This is a genomic window from Virgisporangium ochraceum, assembly GCF_016863655.1.
GTDB classification, from domain to species: Bacteria; Actinomycetota; Actinomycetes; order Mycobacteriales; family Micromonosporaceae; genus Virgisporangium; species Virgisporangium ochraceum.
Genome location: NZ_BOPH01000126.1, coordinates 1 through 16,956, shown reverse-complemented (window position 1 = coordinate 16,956; position 16,956 = coordinate 1). Strand labels below are relative to the sequence as shown.

Below are 16,956 nucleotides of genomic sequence, written 5' to 3'. Positions count from 1 at the left end.
GCTCACGAAACACGAGATTCAGCGCAGCCGTTTCTTGAGGACCTTGCCCGATCCGGTGCGCGGCAACGACTCCAGGAACACCACAGACTTCGGCACCTTGTAGCGCGCGATCCGCCCGTCGAGGAAGTCGAGGAGTTCACGCGGCTCGGCGCTCGCGCCGTCGGCGAGAACGACAAACGCCCGTCCGACCTCACCCCACCGGTCGTCCGGAATTCCCACAACCGCGCACTCGGCCACCGCCGGGTGCGCGTACAGGGCGTCCTCCACCTCGGCCGGATAGATGTTCTCGCCGCCCGAGATGATGAGGTCCTTGACGCGGTCGCGGATGTAGGCGAAGCCCTCGTCGTCGAGCACGGCGACGTCGCCGGTGCGCAGCCACCCGTCGGACAGGACCTCCGCCGTCGCGTCGGGCAGGCCCCAGTAGCCGGCCATCACGTTGGGCCCCTCGGCCAGGATCTCGCCGGGCTCGCCGGTGTCCACAGTGGATCCGTCGGGCCGCACCACCCGCACGTCGCCGAAGAACACCGACGTGCCGGCCGACCCGGCCTTGCGCGTGCTGTCGTCGGCCCGCAGGTACGTCACGCCGGGCGCGGCCTCCGACAACCCGTAGCCCTGCAGGAACGTCAGGCCGCGCCGCTGGTAGGTCTCGATCAGCGCCGCCGGAACCGGCGCCCCGCCGCACGACACCGACCGCAGCGACGACAGGTCGGCACCGTCCCACTTCGGTGACCGCGCGAGCATCTGGTACTGCGCCGGCACGCCGAACGTGTACGTGACGCCGTACCGTTCGATGAGTTCCAGGCTGAGATCGGCGTCGAACGCGCCCATGAGCACCGACCGGCCACCCTTGAGGAACGTGGGCAGCACGGTCATGTTCAGCGCCGCGACGTGGAACATCGGCGCGTTCACGAGCGTCACCTCGGCGCTCGTCAGGTCGATGTCGAGCAGCAGGTTGAACGAGTTCCACGCGATGTTGGCGTGCGTGAGCATCGCGCCCTTCGGGCGTCCCGTGGTGCCCGACGTGTACATGATCATGCAGACGTCGTCGTCGGCCACCTCGACGTCGAACGGCTCCGCCGCCGACGGCAGGTCCAGGCCGTCGAGCGCGAGGCGCGTGGGCGCGTCCCGCAGATCGTCCACGACGGGCAACGGCGCGTGGACCAGCACAGCGGCGCCACTGTCACGCAGGATGTAGTCCAGTTCCGGGGCGGCGAGCCGGGTGTTCAGCGGCACGAACACCGCGCCCAGCAGGCCGGTGGCGAACAGCGTCTCGAGGAACGCCGGGTGGTTCGGGCCGAGGTGGGCGACGCGGTCGCCCTTCGACACCCCGTGCGCGGCGAGGACGTGCGCCATCCCCGTCGCGCGGTCGGCGACCTCCGCGAACGTCCACTCCCGGCCGTCGTGCACGACGGCGACCCGGTGCGGCGACATCCGCGCCCGCCGCGCGGGCCACGACCCGACACCCTTGTTACGCATCCTTCACCAGCCCCAGCAGCCGCGCGGCGTTGTCCTTGAGGATGCGCGGGCGCACCTCCGGCTTGATGTCGAGCGCGTCGAAGTCGGCCAGCCACCGGTCGGGCGTGAGCACCGGGTAGTCGGAGCCGAACAGCACCTTGTCCTTGAGCAGCGTGTTGGCGTAGCGCACCAGCTGCGGCGGGAAGTACTTCGGCGACCAGCCCGACAGGTCGATGTGGACGGTCGGCTTGTGCTGGGCGACGGCGAGCGCCTCGTCCTGCCACGGGAACGACGGGTGCGCGATGACGATCGGCAGGTCGGGGAAGTCGGCCGCCACGTCGTCGAGGTCGAGCGGGTTGGAGTAGCGCAGCCGGATGCCGCCTCCGCCCGGCAGGCCGGCGCCGATGCCGGTCTGTCCACTGTGGAACAGAGCGACCATCCCGTGCTCCTGGAGCACCTCGTAGACCGGGTACGCGGCCCGGTCGTTCGGATGGAAGGCCTGCAGGCTGGGGTGGAACTTGAAGCCCCGCACCCCGGGGGTGTTCGCGAGCCGGCGCGCCTCGCGTACCGCCTCCGCGCCCTTGTGCGGGTCGACGCTGGCGAACGGGATCAGCACGTCGGCGTGCCGGGCGCACTCCTCGGCCACCTCCTCGCTGGGCACCGGCGGGTGGCCGGTGGCCGTCTCGGCGTCGACGGTGAACACCACCGCGGCCATCCGCCGCTCGCGGTAGTACGCGGCCAGGTCGTCGATCGACGGCGTCCGCTCGCCGGCCACCCGGAAGTAGGCGGCCGACCCGTCCATGAGCGACGGTGGCAGCGAGCGGTGCCCGTCCCGGGAGATCTCCGCGTGGGTGTGCATGTCGATGGCGACGATGCTATCGAGGTCGATCATTGCGCTACTTTCGCACGTGGTCGTAACCGGTCGATTGCCGGCACGATACCGCGCGGCAGGAAAAGCACCACGAGCACGAGCAGCAACGCGTAGACGGCGTAGGACATGACGCTGGGCGCGTACTCCGGCATTCCGGGCCGGGTGCCCAGGTTGGTGAGCACCTGCACCAGCACCGTGATCGCGGTGGCGCCGACGACCGGCCCCACGATGGTCCCCATGCCGCCGACGACGGCCATCACCACGAACTCGATCGAGAGCAGCACCGGGAACGACGCCGGCCCGAGGTAGCCGATGTAGTAGGCGTAGATGCCGCCGGCGAGCCCGGCGACCGCCGCCGACAGGGCGAACACCGCGAGCCGGTACCGGCCCACCGGCACCCCGCTCGCCGCGGCCGCGGTCTCGCTGGTCGCCAGCGCCCGCAGCCCGCGCCCGGCCCGCGAGTCGATCAGGTGACGGGTCACCACGAGCGTCACCACGAGCGCGGCGACGGCGAGGTAGGCGTACTCGATGTCCTCGCGGAACTCGTACCCGCCGACGGACAGCCGGGGGATGCCCTGCAGCCCGATGGCGCCGCCGGCCCAGTCGCCCTTCGACAGCAGCGACAGCAGGATCAGCTGGGTCGCGAGCGTCGCGAACGCCAGGGCGTGCCCGCGCAGCCGCAGCAGCGGCAGGCCGATGATGGTCGCGCCGACGGCCGCGACGACGGGTGCGGCGAGCAGCCCGAGGACCGGTGCGACGTCGTTCGTGGACAGGAGGCCGGCGGTGTAGGCGCCCATCGCGTAGAACGACGCCTGTCCGAGCGACACCTGCCCGGCGTAGCCCATGAGCAGCGACAGCCCGGCGACGACGATCGCGGCGAGCACCAGCAGGATGAACACCGCGAGGTGCTTCTCCGGCACCAGCAGCGGCGCCACGACGAGCGCGGCGACGACAACGATCAGAGCCTTCATGCGGTTTCTTCCTGCGGACCCACGTGCCGGGCGGCCTGCACGATCATCACGGCCAGGATCAGCACCAACGCCACCTCCAACTGGTACGCGCCGCCGCCCCAGCCGGCGATGAGGGTCTGTGCGACACCGAGGAGCAGCCCACCGGCGAGCGTCACCGCCGGGCGGGTCAGCCCGCCGAGGATGGCCGCCGCGAACCCGTTGACGATGAGCGCCACGTCGCTGTCGAACGTCACCTGCTGGGCCGGGGTCACAAGCACGCCGGCGAGGCCGCCGAGCGCGCCGCCGAGGGCGAACGCCAGCAGTCCCATCTTCCGCACGTCGATACCGACGATCCGCGCGGCGTGCGGGTTCGACGCGCACGCGGTGAGCGCCTTGCCCACGTCGGTGCGGGCGAAGAACACCGCCATCGCCGCGAACACCGGGACCGTCACCGCGACGACGAGGAGGTACTGCCACGGCACCCGGGCGTCGCCGATGGACAGCGCGCCGGGAACACCGGGGAACGAGCGCGGCTGGTCGCCCCAGATCAGCACCTCGACCGCGTACGCGAACACGCCCAGCCCCAACGTGACGATCAGCGACGCCGCCGGCGTGGTGCCCGGCCTGCCGATCGCGACCAGCCCGACGAGGAGCCCGACGGCCGCACCGACGACGACCGCGAGCCCTTCGCCGACCACGTGCGGCACGCCCGCGGCGAGCAGGCTCGACGCCGTCAGGGCCGCGACGACGGCCAGCGCCCCCTGTGCGAAGTTGACGACCCGGGTCACCCGGTAGATCGCCACCAGGCCGCTGCCCACGAGCGCGTACCCGGCCCCGATGCCGAGCCCCGTGAGCACATAGGCAAGGAACTGGTTCACGTGACCGCCCCGCCGAGGTAGGCGGCGGCTACCTGTTCGCTTCCGGCCAGTTCCGCCGACGGCCCGTGGAGGACGACGCGGCCGGCCTCCAGCACGTAGGCCCGCGTGCACAGGTCCAGGGCCAGGCGGGCGTTCTGCTCGATGAGCAGCACGGCGATGCCGCGCTCGGAGTTCAGCTCGCGCAGGTGCCGCACGAGGTCGGCGACCACCAGCGGCGCCAGCCCGAGCGACAGCTCGTCGACGACGAGCACGTCGGGGCGCGCCATCAGGGCCCGCCCGACGGCGACCATCTGCTGCTGCCCGCCCGACAGCGAGCCGGCCCGCTGCCTGCGCACGCGCACGAGGTCGGGGAGCAGGTCGTAGATCGCCGACGTGTCGCGCCCGCCGCGGCCGTTGCGCCAGCCGCCCAGCCGCAGGTTGTCGTCGACGGACAGGTCGGGGAACACTTCGCGGCCCTCGGGCACCACCGCGAGCCGGCCGCGGACCTCGCACCGGCCGGCCGCCGGCGCCAGGATGCCGGCGAGCGTGTTCACCAGCGTCGACTTGCCCGCTCCGTTCGGCCCGATGAGGGCGACGAGCTCACCGGCGTCGACGAAGAGGTCGATCCCGTCGAGCGCGGTGGCGGCCCCGTACCGCACGACGAGGCCGTCGACGTCGACCACGGTGCTCACGTGGTCACCTCGTGGTCTTTCCCGAGGTACGCCGCGACCACCGCGGGGTCCGCGCGGACCTCGGCGGCGGTGCCCGAGGCGATCACCCTGCCGAGATCGAGGACCGTCACCCTGTCGACGAGCCGCATCACGAACCCGACGTCGTGCTCGACCAGCAGCATGGTCAGACCGTCCACATGCAACTGTCCGATGAGGACGGCGAGCCGTTCGCGTTCGGCGGCGCGCAGCCCCGACGCGGGCTCGTCGAGCAGCAGCAGCTTCGGCTCGCCGCACAGGGCCCGGGCCACCTGCAGCGCCCGCTGCTGGCCCAGCGGCAGCGCCTCGGCCGGCCGGTCGGCCCATTCGGCGAGCCCGGCGCGGTCGAGGCACTCCCGCGCGCGGTCGCGGATCGTGCGTTCGGTCCGGAAGTGGCGCGGCAGCCGCAGCACCGCGGAGAGGAAGCCGGCGTCGGTGGTGGCGTGCGCGCCGACCATGACGTTCTCCAACGCGGTCATGCCGCGGAAGATGCGCGCGCCCTGGAACACCACGGCGATGCCGAGCGCGGCCCGCCGGTGCGGCGGCAGCCGGTCGACGCGGGTGCCGTCGAACGTCACCGTGCCCGCGTCGGCGGCGAGCTGGCCGCCGATCACGTTGAACAGCGTCGACTTGCCGGCGCCGTTCGGGCCGATGATGCCGCGCAGCTCGCCGTGCGCGACGTCGAGGTCGACGTCGCGCACGGCGTAGACGCCGCCGAAGGACCGGGAGACGCCGGCGAGCGTCAGCACGTGCTCACTTGCCGGAGATCTTCGCGAGTTCAGACTTCGCCCAGTCGGTCGGCACGAACTGCCCGCCCTTGACCGTGTTCACCGAGATGTAGTCCGGCTTCAGTCCACTGTGGTCGGTCTTGGAGTAGACGTAGCGCCCGTTCGGCGTCACGAGGTCGAGGCTCTCCAGCGCGGCCCGCACCTTCTCGCGGTCGGCGCTCTTCGCCTTCTCGATCGCGGCGGCGAGCAGCTTGACGCCGCTGTAGCCGTCCTGGGCGAACTGCGGCGGCGGGTAGCCGTACTTGGCCTGGAACGCCGACTGCAGCTTGGTGACGGCCTCCTTCTGCGGCCCGTCGGGCAGGTGCGGGCCGACGACGCCGATGGAGCTGGACACGTTGATGCCCTCGGCGGCCGGTCCGGCGGGGTCGAGGAACAGCTTGCTCGCCTGCGCACCGGTGAGCATCAGCGGGATGCCGGCGCCGGCGGTGGCGTACTGCTTGGTGAACGCGACCGCCGGCGGGCCGGTGGCCCACACCGTCAGGGCCTGCGCGCCGGACGCGCGCACCTTCGCGAACACCGCGCTGAACTCGGTGGTGGTGGTCTGGAACTCCTCCTGTGCCACCAGCGTGACGCCGTAGTCACCGGCCTTGGCCTGCATGCCCTTGAACCCCGCGACGGCGTAGGAGCTCTTGGTGTCGTAGGCGACGGCGACCTTCGTCTGGTTCGTGCCCTTGAAGTACTGCAGCATCCGTTCGGCGTAGGTCGCCGAGGTGGCGGGCACCACGAACACGTACGGGTGCACCGGGTTGACCTGCTCGTCGGCGGGCGTCAGCGAGATGTAGGGGATCTCCTCGCGGTCGACCAGCGGGATCGTCGCCAGCGCCGAGTTGGAGAACGGCGAACCGATCACCGCGTCGACGTCACCCTTCATCTCGTTGAAGGCGAGAACGGACTGGTCGGGCGCGCTCTTGTCGTCCTTGAGCACGGTCTCGATCTTCTGGCCGGCGATGCCGCCGGCATTGTTGATCTCCTCGACGGCCAGGTCGATGGCCTTCTTGTCCTCGGTGCCGAGGGAGGAGTAGTTGCCGGTGAGCGACAGGATCAGGCCGACCTTGATGGGGCCTTTCGCCCCGTCGCCGGAACTGTCGGAGTCGGAGCCGCCGCACGCGGCGCCGGCGGCGGCCAGCGTCAGCGTCAGCGCTATGGGAAGGAGGCGGCGCACGGGGGACCTCCGGTACGAAGGGAGTGACCGGGTGTGTGGCTCGCACCATAGTTAGGCGCGGATGTTGCAGCCGTCAAGAGGTTGCCGAATATCGTGGCCGCACCTAAATTCAGGGCCGTGACAGCTCTCGCCGCGCCGGAGGTGTCGGCACTGCGGCCGCAGCTGGTGGTCCTGCTCCTCTTCGGCGACCATATCCTCGGCAGAGACCGCAGTCTCTTCTCCGGCAGCGCCATCGAGGTGCTCGGCCGGCTGGGCGTCTCCGAGCACGCCACCCGCTCGACGCTGACCCGCATGGTCAACCGCGGGCTGCTGCGCCGCCGCCGCGAGGGCCGCCGCATGTACTTCGGCCTCACCCCGCGCGCGGTCGAGGTCCTGCGCGACGGCCAGCGGCGCATCTGGCAGACCGGCGCGGTCAACGACGGCTGGGACGGCACCTGGACGCTGCTGTGCTTCTCGCTGCCCGAGGCGTGGCAGCGCGAGCGGCACGGGCTGCGCTCGGAGCTCGCCTGGGCCGGGTTCGGCCCGCTGCAGGGCGGCCTGTGGATCGCGCCGGGCCGCGTGGAGGTGCGGGCGATCGTCAGCGACCTGGGCCTGGACGCCCATGTGCGCGTGTTCCGCGCGCAGGCCGACGAGCTGACCGACGTGCGGCAGCTCATCGGCGACGCCTACGACCTCGACGGCCTCGCTGCCCGGTACGCCGCGTTCCTGAGCCGCTGGGAGACCCGCGCCGAGACCGTGACCGACCCGCTGACCACCCGGATCCTCGTCGTGGGCGACTGGCTGCAGGTGATCCGGCGCGACCCCCGTCTCCCGGTGAAGCACCTGCCCGACGACTGGCCCGCGGTGCGCGCGCAGGCCACGTTCCACCGGCTGGCCGGCGCGCTCGAGGCGCCGGCCGGCGCCGAGGCCGCGACCCTGCTCGACACGCTCCCGGACTAGGATGCCTGCTCGTGACGAAGATCGATGCACAGACCGACGCCGGAGCCGGGCGGTACCTCCGTATCGCCACCGAGGAGGCGTTCGCCCCGCCGGAGCTGGTCGCGCTCTGGCGGCGGCTGCTGGAGCGGGGGACGCACGGCGACCCGGGGTTCGAGAGCCTGGTCGGGTTCTACATCAACCACCGCAGCCCGCGCACCGACTTCGTCCTCGACCGGTTGCAGGACCTCGGCGACCAGCGACTGTCCGACATGGACGATGCCGGCATCGACCGGCAGATCATCTCGCTGACCGCGCCCGGCACCCAGATCCTCGACGCCGGCGACGCCCGCGCGATGGCGACGCTCGCGAACGACCGGCTAGCCGAGGCGGTCCGCAACCATCCGGACCGGTTCAGCGGCCTGACCGCGATCGCACCGCAGGACCCGGAGCACGCCGCCGCCGAGATCGAGCGCGGCCACCGGGAACTCGGCCTGCGTGGGGTCATCGTCAACTCGCACACGCACGGCGAGTACCTGGACGACCAGAAGTTCTGGCCCATCTTCGAGGCCGCCGAGGCGCTGGACACGCCGGTGTACCTGCACCCGACCACGCCGCCGGCCGGGATGATCGGCCCGATGCTGGAGTCCGGTCTGGACGGCGCGATCTACGGCTTCGCGGTGGAGACGGGCATGCACGTCCTGCGGGTCATCAGGGCCGGCGTGTTCGACCGGTTCCCGCGGCTGCGGCTGGTCGTCGGCCACCTCGGCGAGGCGCTGCCGTTCTGGCTGTACCGGTTGGACTTCATGCACGAGGCCGCGCTGCGCGCCGGCCGGTACTCCTTCCTGAAGCCGTTGCGGCGCAAGGTCAGCGACTACATGCGCGAGAACGTGTGGGTCACCACGAGCGGCATGGCCTGGGCACCGGCGATCACGTTCTGCCGTGAGGTGCTCGGCCCGGACCGGGTCCTGTACGCCATGGACTACCCGTACCAGTACCTGCCGCAGGAGGTCACCGACCTCGACAAGCTGCCGCTGGACCCCGCGGCGCTGAAGGACTTCTACCAGGGCACCGCGGAGCGCCTGTTCCGCCTGTGACCCGCCCACGGTGGGCCGCCCACTGCGAGGATGACGGTATGACGGACGACGTGGTGGGCACGTTCGACGAGGCGGCCGGTACCTACGACCGGGTCGGCGTGGACTTCTTCGGCCCGTTCGGCGCCGCGCTGGCGCGCCGGGCCGGCCCGCGGCCGGGGGAGCGGGTGCTCGACGTCGGCTGCGGCCGGGGCGCGGTCCTGTTCCCGGTCGCGCGGGCTGTCGCACCGGGCGGGCACGTGACCGCGACCGACGGCGCACCGTCCATGGTGGACCTGACCCGGGCCGAGGCCGCCCGGCTGGGCCTGGACCACGTGACCGTCGAGGTCGGCGACGCGCAGGCGCCGGCGTACCCGGCCGGCTCGTTCGACCTCGTCACCGCCGGGCTGGTCGTGTTCCTGCTGCCCGACCCGCACGCCGCGCTGCGCGCGTACGCGCGGGTCCTGCGCCCCGGCGGGCGGCTGGCGCTGAGCACGTTCGGTCCCCAGGACCCGCACTTCTCCGCCGCCATGCGCGCGCTCGCCCAGCACCTTCCACCCGGCGGCGGGCCGCCGCCGAAGCCCGACGACATGTTCGCCTCGGCGGAGGCGACGACGGCCGCGCTCACCGCCGCCGGCTTCGGCGGGGTGACCCACACCGACCACTCGACGGTGAGCCGCTTCCGCGACGAGGAGCACTGGCTCGCCTGGTGCTGGTCGCACGGGGCGAGGGCGCTGCTGAGCCGGATCCCGCCCGACGGCCTGCCCGCCGCCACCGCCGACGCGTTTCCCGAGATCCGCGGGGCCCGCACCGACGACGGCGACCTCGCGATCACCACGGCCATCCGCGTCCATGTCGCCACGGTGGCCGGCTGATTTACGCGTCCGGCTGTCCGGATGAGGCAGATTATTTAGTATTCGTCCGTGTTGAGGAGATTGTCTCGCGGGCTCGCGTGGCCGGCCGCCGCCGTGGCCGCGCTGGGGGCGGCGCCGCTGGTCATGACGGCGGCCCCGGCGATCGCTGCACCGGCGTGCGGCGCGGCGACCGCCACCGTGACGCGGACCTCCGGACCCGTGCTCTACCTGGAGCCCGGATCCAGCCCCGCCCTGGACAGCGCGTACGCCATGTACCGGGTGACGAACACCAGCGGCGCCGACTACGCCGACGTGTGGGTGACGATCGGGTCGTTCGCCGGCCCCTCGATCGGACGCGCGTCCAGTGAGAGCGGACAGGCGCACATCGGCCGCCTGGCGGCCGGTGCCAGCGCGAACGCCGCGTTCTACCTGACCGCCGGCACCGAGGTGACCACGCCCGAGGCGCACACGGTGCGGGTGTACGGGACCCGGCCGGACCTCGCGCCCGACGCGGTGTGCACCGCCTCGTTCAGCCTCACGGCGCAGGCCGACATCTCCGCGTCGGCGAACAAGGTGACGTCGGTGACGGCCAGCTCCAGCCCGCAGCTCGGCGGCCGCCTGACGGTCACGGTGGTCGGCAACACCGGGACCATCGGCGCGGCCGGCCTGTTCACCGCGACCCCCGCGTCGTACGCGAGCTGGCCGGCGAACGCGTACCGGCTGACCGGGTCGACGATCACGATGAGCGGCGGCAACACCGGCACGCACACCGACACGCTGTACCTGCCGGGGCTCAACTCGTCGGCCACCGACTACACCGCCACGTTCACGTTCGCCGTGGCCGGCACCACCGCGTCGGCGACGGCGGTCAGCCCGATGACCCACATCAGCAGCGGAACCCAGGTCAAGCACACGACCACCAACAACTTCGCGACGCTGCCGCCGATCCCGGCCGTGGTCAACCACACGTCGCTGACCGTGTCGGGCAGCCCGACCTCGCTGCCGCCGGTCGGCGGCACCGCCACGTTCACCACGACGGTCACCAACGCCGGCGGCGCCGCCGTGACCCTCGACGACGTCACCGCCACCCTCCCGGCGGGCACGACGTACGTGCCGGGCTCGGCCACGTTCGGCGGCGCGCCGACCGCCGACCCCGCGATCAGCGGTGGCGCCGCGGTCTTCCTCGCCGGACTCGACGTGCCGGCCGGCGCGAGCCGCCAGCTGACCTTCCAGGTGGCCGTGCCGGGCACGCCGGGGCAGTACACGGCGAGCGTCGTCGGGCACGTCGCGTCGGCCACGATCGACGCCACCACCGGCACCGGCGACAGCCAGCCCGCCACGGGCAAGATCACCGTGGCCGGGGTCGGTACGCCGCCGACGGTCACCGCCGTCGCGCCCGACGAGGGACCGGCCGCCGGCGGCACGACGGTCACGGTGACCGGCACCCACCTCACCGACACCACGACCGTGCGGGTCGGCTCCGCCGACGCGACCGACGTGACGGTGGTCGACGACACGACGATCACCGCCCGGACCCCGCCGGGCAGCGGCGCGCAGGACCTCACCGTCACCACGCTGACCGGGACGTCGGCGCCCGTGACCTTCACCTACCGGGCCGCGCCCGCGCCGGCCGACCTCACCTCGACCGGCGTCGGCACCGGCGCGCAGACCGCGACCGTGCCGCTGCCGGCCGACGGGGGCGTCACGTTGCTCGACGCCGACGGCGACCCGACGGCCGGGCCGGTGACCGTCCCCGGGCAGGGCACGTACACGCTGGCCGACGACACCGTCACGTTCACCCCGGTGCTCGGCTACGCGGGAACCGCGACCCCGGTCGGCTTCCGGGTCACCGACCGGTTCGGGCAGACCGGCGACGCCACGTTCACGCCCACCGTCACCGCGCCGCCGGGTCCGTCGGCGGCGCCGCTGTCGTCGTCGGGGGTGGGGACCGCGACGCAGACGGTCACGCCGGCGGTGCCGACCGGGGGCACGCTCGCGCTCGTCGGATCCGGGGCCGTTCCCGACAAGGGGACCTTCGCGGTCGACGCGGGCACGTTGACGTTCACCCCGCGCATCGGGTTCACCGGTACGGCGGCGGCCCAGTACCGGGTCACCGACGCCTACGGCCACGACGCGGCCGCGAGCTACACCGCGACGGTGACCCCGCCCCCGCCTCCGACCGCGCCCCCGCACCAGACGAGCGGGATCGGCACGAGCCCGCAGGCGGTGCAGTTCACCGTTCCCGACGGCGCCACCGCGACCCTGCTCGACGCGAACGGCAACGCGGCGACCGCCGTCACCGTGCCGGCGAAGGGCACCTACACGCTGCAGACGCCCGAGCGGGCACTCGCACGGCCCGGCCGCGCCGAGCACGCTCTGGCGCGGATGCGCCCGCGCGACACCGAGGCGGCGACGGTCGCGACCATCACGTTCACGCCCGTGCTCGGGTACACCGGGGTCGCGCCGCCCGTGCAGTACCGGATCACCGACGCGTACGGGCAGAGCGCCGTCGCCACGTACACCCCGACCGTCACCCTGCCGGCCGCGCCGCCCGCCGCGCCACAGACCAGCACCGGCGACAACACCACGCCGCAGCACGTCACCGTCACGGTTCCGCCGGGCGGCAACGTCACCCTCCTCGACGCGAGCGGCAACCCCGCGACCACCGTGACGATCGCCGGCCAGGGCGCCTACACCCTCGACCCGGCGACCGGCGGCATCACGTTCACCCCCGAGGCCCGCTTCCGGGGCACGCCGTCGCCGGTGACCTACCGCGTGACCGACGCCTACGGCCAGTCGGCGACCGCCACCTACACCCCGGCCGTGGCCGCCACCGACGGCGGCGACCCCGGTGGCGGCGACCCCGTCGCCCTTCCGGTGACCGGACCGGACACCCCGACGCTCATCGGCCTCGGGCTGTCGATGGTGCTGCTCGGTGCCGCGCTCGCGCGTCGACGGTGGGCACCGCTGCCGGCGCGGTCGCGCCACACTGGCGTCGATGTCGGGAACCGATGGTCCGGTGCGGGTCGGCGGGAGGTGTACGGCGCGGCGCCGGCCGCCGCGACGACGCTGACGTTCCTCGTCCGTCGGACCGACGACGGCTCGTGCGCGGCCGAGGTCACGTGGGAGAACGCGACGATGTGGTGACCCCCGTTCTGGCGGTGCGGGTCCGTACGGCGTAAGGTCGCTGCGACGCGATACGCAGACGCGGGAGCTCGACGCATCGGGCTGAGAGGACGGCTATGGCGCCGTCGACCGCAGGAACCTGTCCGGGTAATGCCGGCGTAGGGAGCTGACACGGCCCATGAGCGGTCCCATCGACGCACCTCACTCCGTCCACGTGGAGGCGCCGAACCTCCTCACCGAACCGCCGCCCCGCACGTTGGGGCTGCGCGCCTGCCTCGGCCTGTGGGGCAACCTCGGCGTCAGCCTCCTCCTGCCGGTCGCGGCCACGTACGTCGTGCTGGCCGGGCGCCCGCTCGTGGTCACCGTCGCCGCCATCGTCGTCGGCGCGGTCATCGGCTCGGTCCTGTTGGGACTGGCCGCGGCGGCCGGCGCGCGCGAAGGCGCGCCGGCGATGGTGCTGCTGCGTGGCCTCCTCGGCGGGCGGATGTCCTACCTGCCGACGGTGTTCAACCTCGTCCAGTGCGTCGGCTGGGCCACGTTCGAGATCGTCGTCATCGCCGAGGCGGCCTCCCGCGTGCTCGACCTGCCGCGGTGGCCGTTCGTGCTCGCCGGCGGGGTGCTGGCCACGCTGATGGCCCTGCGCCCGCTCGCCGCGGCGCGGATCCTGTCGCGGTACGCCGTCTGGGCGGCGCTCGCGGCGGTGGTGTACCTGTTCGTCGAGGTGCTCCGGCATCCGTTGCCGCCGATCGAGGAGGGTGGCGCGGCGTCGTTCTGGGTCGCGGTCGACGTCGTGATCGCGCTGCCGGTGTCGTGGTTCCCGCTGGCGGCCGACTACACGCGGCACGCGCGCGACGGGCGCTCGGCCTTCACCGGCACGGCCGTCGGCTACGGCGTGGCCACCGTGGCGATGTTCACGCTGGGCGCGCTCGCGCTTGCCGCGTACGGCGCGGCCGGGCTCGACGTCATCGACGCGTTGCTGGCGGTGCCGTTGGGGATCGTCGCCGTGCTGGTCCTCGTGGTCGTGGAGGTCGACGAGGCGTTCGCGAACATCTACTCGACGGCCGTGTCGGCGCAGAACTTCGCCGCCCGGCTCGACCGGCGGCTGCTCGCCGGTCTCGTCGGTCTCACCGCGACGGTGCTCGCGCTCACCTTCGACATCGCCGCGTACGAGCCGTTCCTGTTCCTCATCGGCGCGGTGTTCGTGCCGCTGGTCGGCATCTTCGTGGTGGTGTACTTCGTGCTGCCGCGGCCGGCGTGGAACGTCACCGAGCGGGCGCCGGCGCGGCCGCTTCTGCTGCTGCCGTGGGTCGCCGGCTTCGTCGCGTACCAGCTGACCCTGCCGACGTTCTTCACCGGCACCGGCGCCGGCTGGACGTCCTGGTGGTCGACGCGCCAGGCCGACCTCGGCATCGACCCGGCGAACGGCTGGTCGGCGTCGCTGGTGAGCCTCGCGGTGGCGGTGCTGCTGACGGTCGCGGTGACCCTGCCGTTCCGCCGGGGCCGCTGAGTCGCATGTGGACGAAGGTCGCCCCGTGGGTGTGGCTGCCGGTCGTCGCGTGTCTGGTGTGGACGGTGGTGCGCGTCCCCGGCTGGGAACGGGGCTGGCCGTGGGTGCAGGTGATGGCGTTCACCCCGTACGTGGCCGCCGGGTCCGTCGCGGTCGCGGTGCTCGCGCTGGTCGCGCGCCGCTGGGTGGCGGGTGCGGTCGCGGTGGTCGCGGCGGTGTCGCTGTGCGCGGTGGTCGTTCCGCGCGCGTCACGTGACCGGCACAGCACGGCCGACGGGCAGCCGCTGCGGGTGCTGACGGTGAACCTGATGGGCGGACGCGCGGACGGGCGGGCCCTGGCCTCCCTCGTGGACCGGCTGGACGTCGACGTGCTCGCCCTCCAGGAGCTCACGCCCGACGGCGACGCCGCGCTGCGGGACGCCGGCGTGTACCGGCTGCTCCCGTTCGCCGCGGCGTTCCCGCTGCCGGGGGTCAGCGGCTCGGCCGTGCTCAGCCGGTACCCGCTCACGTCACCGTCGCACCGGCGGCTGCGTGGTGGGTCGGTGCAGGCGCGGGCGACGGTCGAGGTTCCCGGCGCGGTACCGGTCGACGTCGAGTCCGCGCACCCGGCGGCCCCGTGGGGCGCGCCCGGCATGGCGAACTGGTACCACGACCTGCGCGCGCAGCCACCGGCCACAGTGGACGGTCGGCCGCGGGTGCTGCTCGGTGACTTCAACGCCACGCTCGACCACGCGGCCCTGCGCCGGCTCGTCGACACCGGGTACCGCGACGCGGCCGCGGTCGCCGGCACCGGGCTGCGCACGTCGTGGCCGTCGCGGTGGCCGTCGAACGGGCGCCGGCTGACCCTGCCGGTGACGCTCGACCGCGTGCTGGCCGACCGCCGGATCGGGATCGCCGCCGCGCGGCCGTACCGGATCGCCGGAACCGACCACCGGTCGGTGTACGCCGCGCTCGTCGTGCCCGTTCGCTAGCCGACGGTGACGCGGTGCCGCGGCCGGTACGTCGTGTCCTCGGTGCGGGAGAGGTTCTCGGGGAGGCCGGGCCGGCCGTAAAGCCAGCCCTGGCCGTAGTCGACACCGATCGCGCTCAGCGCCGAGGCGTCGTCGGCGGTCTCGATGCCCTCGGCGACGACCTTGCTGCCGCAGCCGTGCGCGAACGTGACGAGCGCGCCGACGAGGGTCCGGAGCACCGCGTCGCCGTGGACGCCCGCGACGATGCTGCGGTCGAGCTTGATGACGTCGGGGGCCGTGAGCACCACGTGGCGCAGCGACGAGAAGCCGGCACCGACGTCGTCGATGGCCAGGCGCAGGCCCGCGCCGCGGAACGGGTCGAGCACGGCCTGGAGTTCGTCGTAGTCCTCGACCGGGTCGTGCTCGGACAGCTCGAGCAGCACGCGGTCCAGCGGCAGGTCCGCGAGCAGGGCCCGGCAGTCGTCGGTGAGGAGGGTCGCGGGGGAGACGTTCATGGCGACGTACCCGTCGACGCGTGACAGCACGTCGGCCGCGCCGCGCAGCGCGAGCACCTCGAGGTGGTGGCCGCGACCGACCCGGTGCGCCTCGGCGAAGCACACGTCGGGTGCCTTGCCCCAGTCGGTCGGGAACCGGCTCAGGGCCTCGGCGCCCACCCGGACGCCGCTCACGAGGTCCACGATGGGCTGGAACACGACGGTAGGCCCGCCGTCGGCGACGACCTCGCTCAGGCGGCCCTCGATCTCGGAACGCTCGGCGTTGTCGCGCACGTCGGGTTCGATGACCACGGACGCGGCGCGGGCCAGCACCTCCATGAGCGCGCGGTCGCGCCGGGTCAGACCCTTGTCGGAGGTGAGACCGGCCGCGCAGAACGTGCCGTAGAGAGTGCCGTCGCTCAGCTTGACCGGTACCGACACGAAACTGCGGATCCGGGGCATCTTCGCGGCGGGCAGCTTCATCGCCTCGGGGAAGTCGCGCAGGTTCGGGATGACGCTGGGCAGCTTCCCGTCCAGGATCGCCTGGCACAGCGAGGTCGCCTGGGGCCGCATGACCCCCTCGCGGAACAGGAGTGGCACGGAGGACTCGACAACCTCGAGGTGCTGCGTGGTGCCATCGAGGCGGCTGAGGAAGGCGACGCTGAGTCCCAGCGACCTCTTCGCGGTGACCAGCAGCTCGGCGACCTGCTCGCCGATCTCCGTCCTTGGCTTTCCCACGCCGGTTCATCGGTCGCGCGGGCGGCTCGCTGAGCGTTTCCCGGCGCGGTGACCGGTGGGTCGGGCGGTGCCGGTGTGCCGGCACCCGTTCGGCACCCGTACCGGTGGCCGGTCGATCCACCCGGCGGATACCTGTATATACATCCCTGCTCAATGTCCATTGTGGACGGTGTCCCGGATGGCCGACACCGTAACGGCAACCTCCCGTCGACCCGACGGCACAACGCGGCCTCCGCACTCTTGTAGTTGTCCAGCCCCGGACAGCAACATGACGAGGAGAGCCCCCCGTGACTCACACCCGCCAGAAGTTCTTCCGCCGTTTCGCCGCCGTCGCCGTGGCCGCCGCAGCCGGTATCTCCCTCGCCGCCCCCGCGGCGATGGCCGGATCGGGCGCCGAGCCCACCAAGGGCGCGGCCAGCAAGACCGCTCCGATCCCGGCCGTCGCGCCGGCGAAGCCGGGCACGAACTGCACCGTCGACGCCAAGCTCGTCCCCACCTGCAACGTCCTC

Annotated in this window: 14 protein-coding genes, 1 pseudogene and 1 riboswitch; of the genes and pseudogenes, 7 read left to right on the top strand and 8 right to left on the bottom strand. The window is 72.9% G+C overall.

From position 1 onward, the window contains the following. Positions 1-18 precede the first annotated feature (18 nt). From Voc01_RS43815 to Voc01_RS43785, 7 genes are read right to left on the bottom strand one after another with little or no spacing between them, the layout of a single operon-like run. Positions 19-1,476, bottom strand: a complete 1,458-nt coding sequence (locus tag Voc01_RS43815; protein WP_203933669.1) for an acyl-CoA synthetase — start codon at positions 1,474-1,476, stop codon at positions 19-21. Continuing rightward, positions 1,469-2,347, bottom strand: a complete 879-nt coding sequence (locus Voc01_RS43810) for an amidohydrolase family protein (RefSeq protein WP_203933668.1) — start codon at positions 2,345-2,347, stop codon at positions 1,469-1,471. The genes Voc01_RS43815 and Voc01_RS43810 overlap by 8 nt, the downstream gene beginning before the upstream one ends. Next, positions 2,344-3,297, bottom strand: a complete 954-nt coding sequence (locus tag Voc01_RS43805; protein ID WP_203933667.1) for a branched-chain amino acid ABC transporter permease — start codon at positions 3,295-3,297, stop codon at positions 2,344-2,346. Before Voc01_RS43805 ends, Voc01_RS43810 begins: the two co-directional genes overlap by 4 nt. After that, positions 3,294-4,154: a branched-chain amino acid ABC transporter permease gene (locus Voc01_RS43800; RefSeq protein ID WP_203933666.1), complete on the bottom strand. Its 861-nt coding sequence runs from the start codon at positions 4,152-4,154 to the stop codon at positions 3,294-3,296. Before Voc01_RS43800 ends, Voc01_RS43805 begins: the two co-directional genes overlap by 4 nt. Further along, complete coding sequence (locus Voc01_RS43795) at positions 4,151-4,825, bottom strand: ABC transporter ATP-binding protein (RefSeq protein WP_203933665.1); 675 nt, start codon at positions 4,823-4,825, stop codon at positions 4,151-4,153. Before Voc01_RS43795 ends, Voc01_RS43800 begins: the two co-directional genes overlap by 4 nt. Beyond that, complete coding sequence (locus tag Voc01_RS43790) at positions 4,822-5,589, bottom strand: ABC transporter ATP-binding protein (RefSeq protein WP_203933664.1); 768 nt, start codon at positions 5,587-5,589, stop codon at positions 4,822-4,824. The genes Voc01_RS43795 and Voc01_RS43790 overlap by 4 nt, the downstream gene beginning before the upstream one ends. Positions 5,590-5,593: 4 nt before the next feature. Beyond that, positions 5,594-6,790, bottom strand: a complete 1,197-nt coding sequence (locus tag Voc01_RS43785) for an ABC transporter substrate-binding protein (RefSeq protein WP_203933663.1) — start codon at positions 6,788-6,790, stop codon at positions 5,594-5,596. 117 nt (positions 6,791-6,907) lie between these two features. Here Voc01_RS43785 and Voc01_RS43780 point away from each other — a divergent pair, with 117 nt between their 5' ends. The 6 genes from Voc01_RS43780 (at position 6,908) to Voc01_RS43755 (ending at position 15,236) form a co-directional block, all read left to right on the top strand. Continuing rightward, on the top strand, positions 6,908-7,729 hold the full coding sequence (locus Voc01_RS43780; RefSeq protein WP_239160922.1) for a PaaX family transcriptional regulator: 822 nt from the start codon (positions 6,908-6,910) through the stop codon (positions 7,727-7,729). Between the two features lie 11 nt (positions 7,730-7,740). After that, complete coding sequence (locus Voc01_RS43775; RefSeq protein ID WP_203933662.1) at positions 7,741-8,802, top strand: amidohydrolase family protein; 1,062 nt, start codon at positions 7,741-7,743, stop codon at positions 8,800-8,802. Between the two features lie 38 nt (positions 8,803-8,840). Next, complete coding sequence (locus tag Voc01_RS43770) at positions 8,841-9,653, top strand: class I SAM-dependent methyltransferase (protein ID WP_203933661.1); 813 nt, start codon at positions 8,841-8,843, stop codon at positions 9,651-9,653. 48 nt (positions 9,654-9,701) lie between these two features. Beyond that, entirely contained in the window at positions 9,702-12,779 is a 3,078-nt protein-coding gene (locus tag Voc01_RS43765; RefSeq protein ID WP_203933660.1) for an IPT/TIG domain-containing protein, read from the top strand. Positions 12,780-12,829: 50 nt separating this feature from the next. Next, a riboswitch (TPP riboswitch) is annotated at positions 12,830-12,939 on the top strand. After that, positions 12,937-14,265, top strand: coding sequence for a purine-cytosine permease family protein (locus Voc01_RS43760; protein WP_203933659.1), 1,329 nt, complete (start codon positions 12,937-12,939; stop codon positions 14,263-14,265). Its footprint overlaps the riboswitch before it by 3 nt. A 5-nt stretch (positions 14,266-14,270) precedes the next feature. Beyond that, positions 14,271-15,236: an endonuclease/exonuclease/phosphatase family protein gene (locus Voc01_RS43755; RefSeq protein ID WP_203933658.1), complete on the top strand. Its 966-nt coding sequence runs from the start codon at positions 14,271-14,273 to the stop codon at positions 15,234-15,236. Here the strand turns inward: Voc01_RS43755 and Voc01_RS43750 are convergent. Continuing rightward, positions 15,233-16,447, bottom strand: a complete 1,215-nt coding sequence (locus Voc01_RS43750; RefSeq protein WP_203933657.1) for an EAL domain-containing protein — start codon at positions 16,445-16,447, stop codon at positions 15,233-15,235. The genes Voc01_RS43755 and Voc01_RS43750 overlap by 4 nt on opposite strands. A 287-nt stretch (positions 16,448-16,734) precedes the next feature. On the opposite strand from Voc01_RS43750, the pseudogene Voc01_RS43745 reads away from it, so the two are divergent. Further along, positions 16,735-16,956 (top strand): annotated as a pseudogene (locus Voc01_RS43745) (hypothetical protein); the annotation flags it as partial.

Excerpts from the sequence above, each read along its gene's own strand:
- Voc01_RS43815 (WP_203933669.1), bottom strand. The coding sequence starts at position 1,476 with ATGCGTAACAAGGGTGTCGGGTCGTGGCCCGCGCGGCGGGCGCGGATG.
- Voc01_RS43760 (WP_203933659.1), top strand. The coding sequence starts at position 12,937 with ATGAGCGGTCCCATCGACGCACCTCACTCCGTCCACGTGGAGGCGCCG.
- Voc01_RS43770 (WP_203933661.1), top strand. The coding sequence starts at position 8,841 with ATGACGGACGACGTGGTGGGCACGTTCGACGAGGCGGCCGGTACCTAC.
- Voc01_RS43810 (WP_203933668.1), bottom strand. The coding sequence starts at position 2,347 with ATGATCGACCTCGATAGCATCGTCGCCATCGACATGCACACCCACGCG.
- Voc01_RS43805 (WP_203933667.1), bottom strand. The coding sequence starts at position 3,297 with ATGAAGGCTCTGATCGTTGTCGTCGCCGCGCTCGTCGTGGCGCCGCTG.
- Voc01_RS43755 (WP_203933658.1), top strand. The coding sequence starts at position 14,271 with ATGTGGACGAAGGTCGCCCCGTGGGTGTGGCTGCCGGTCGTCGCGTGT.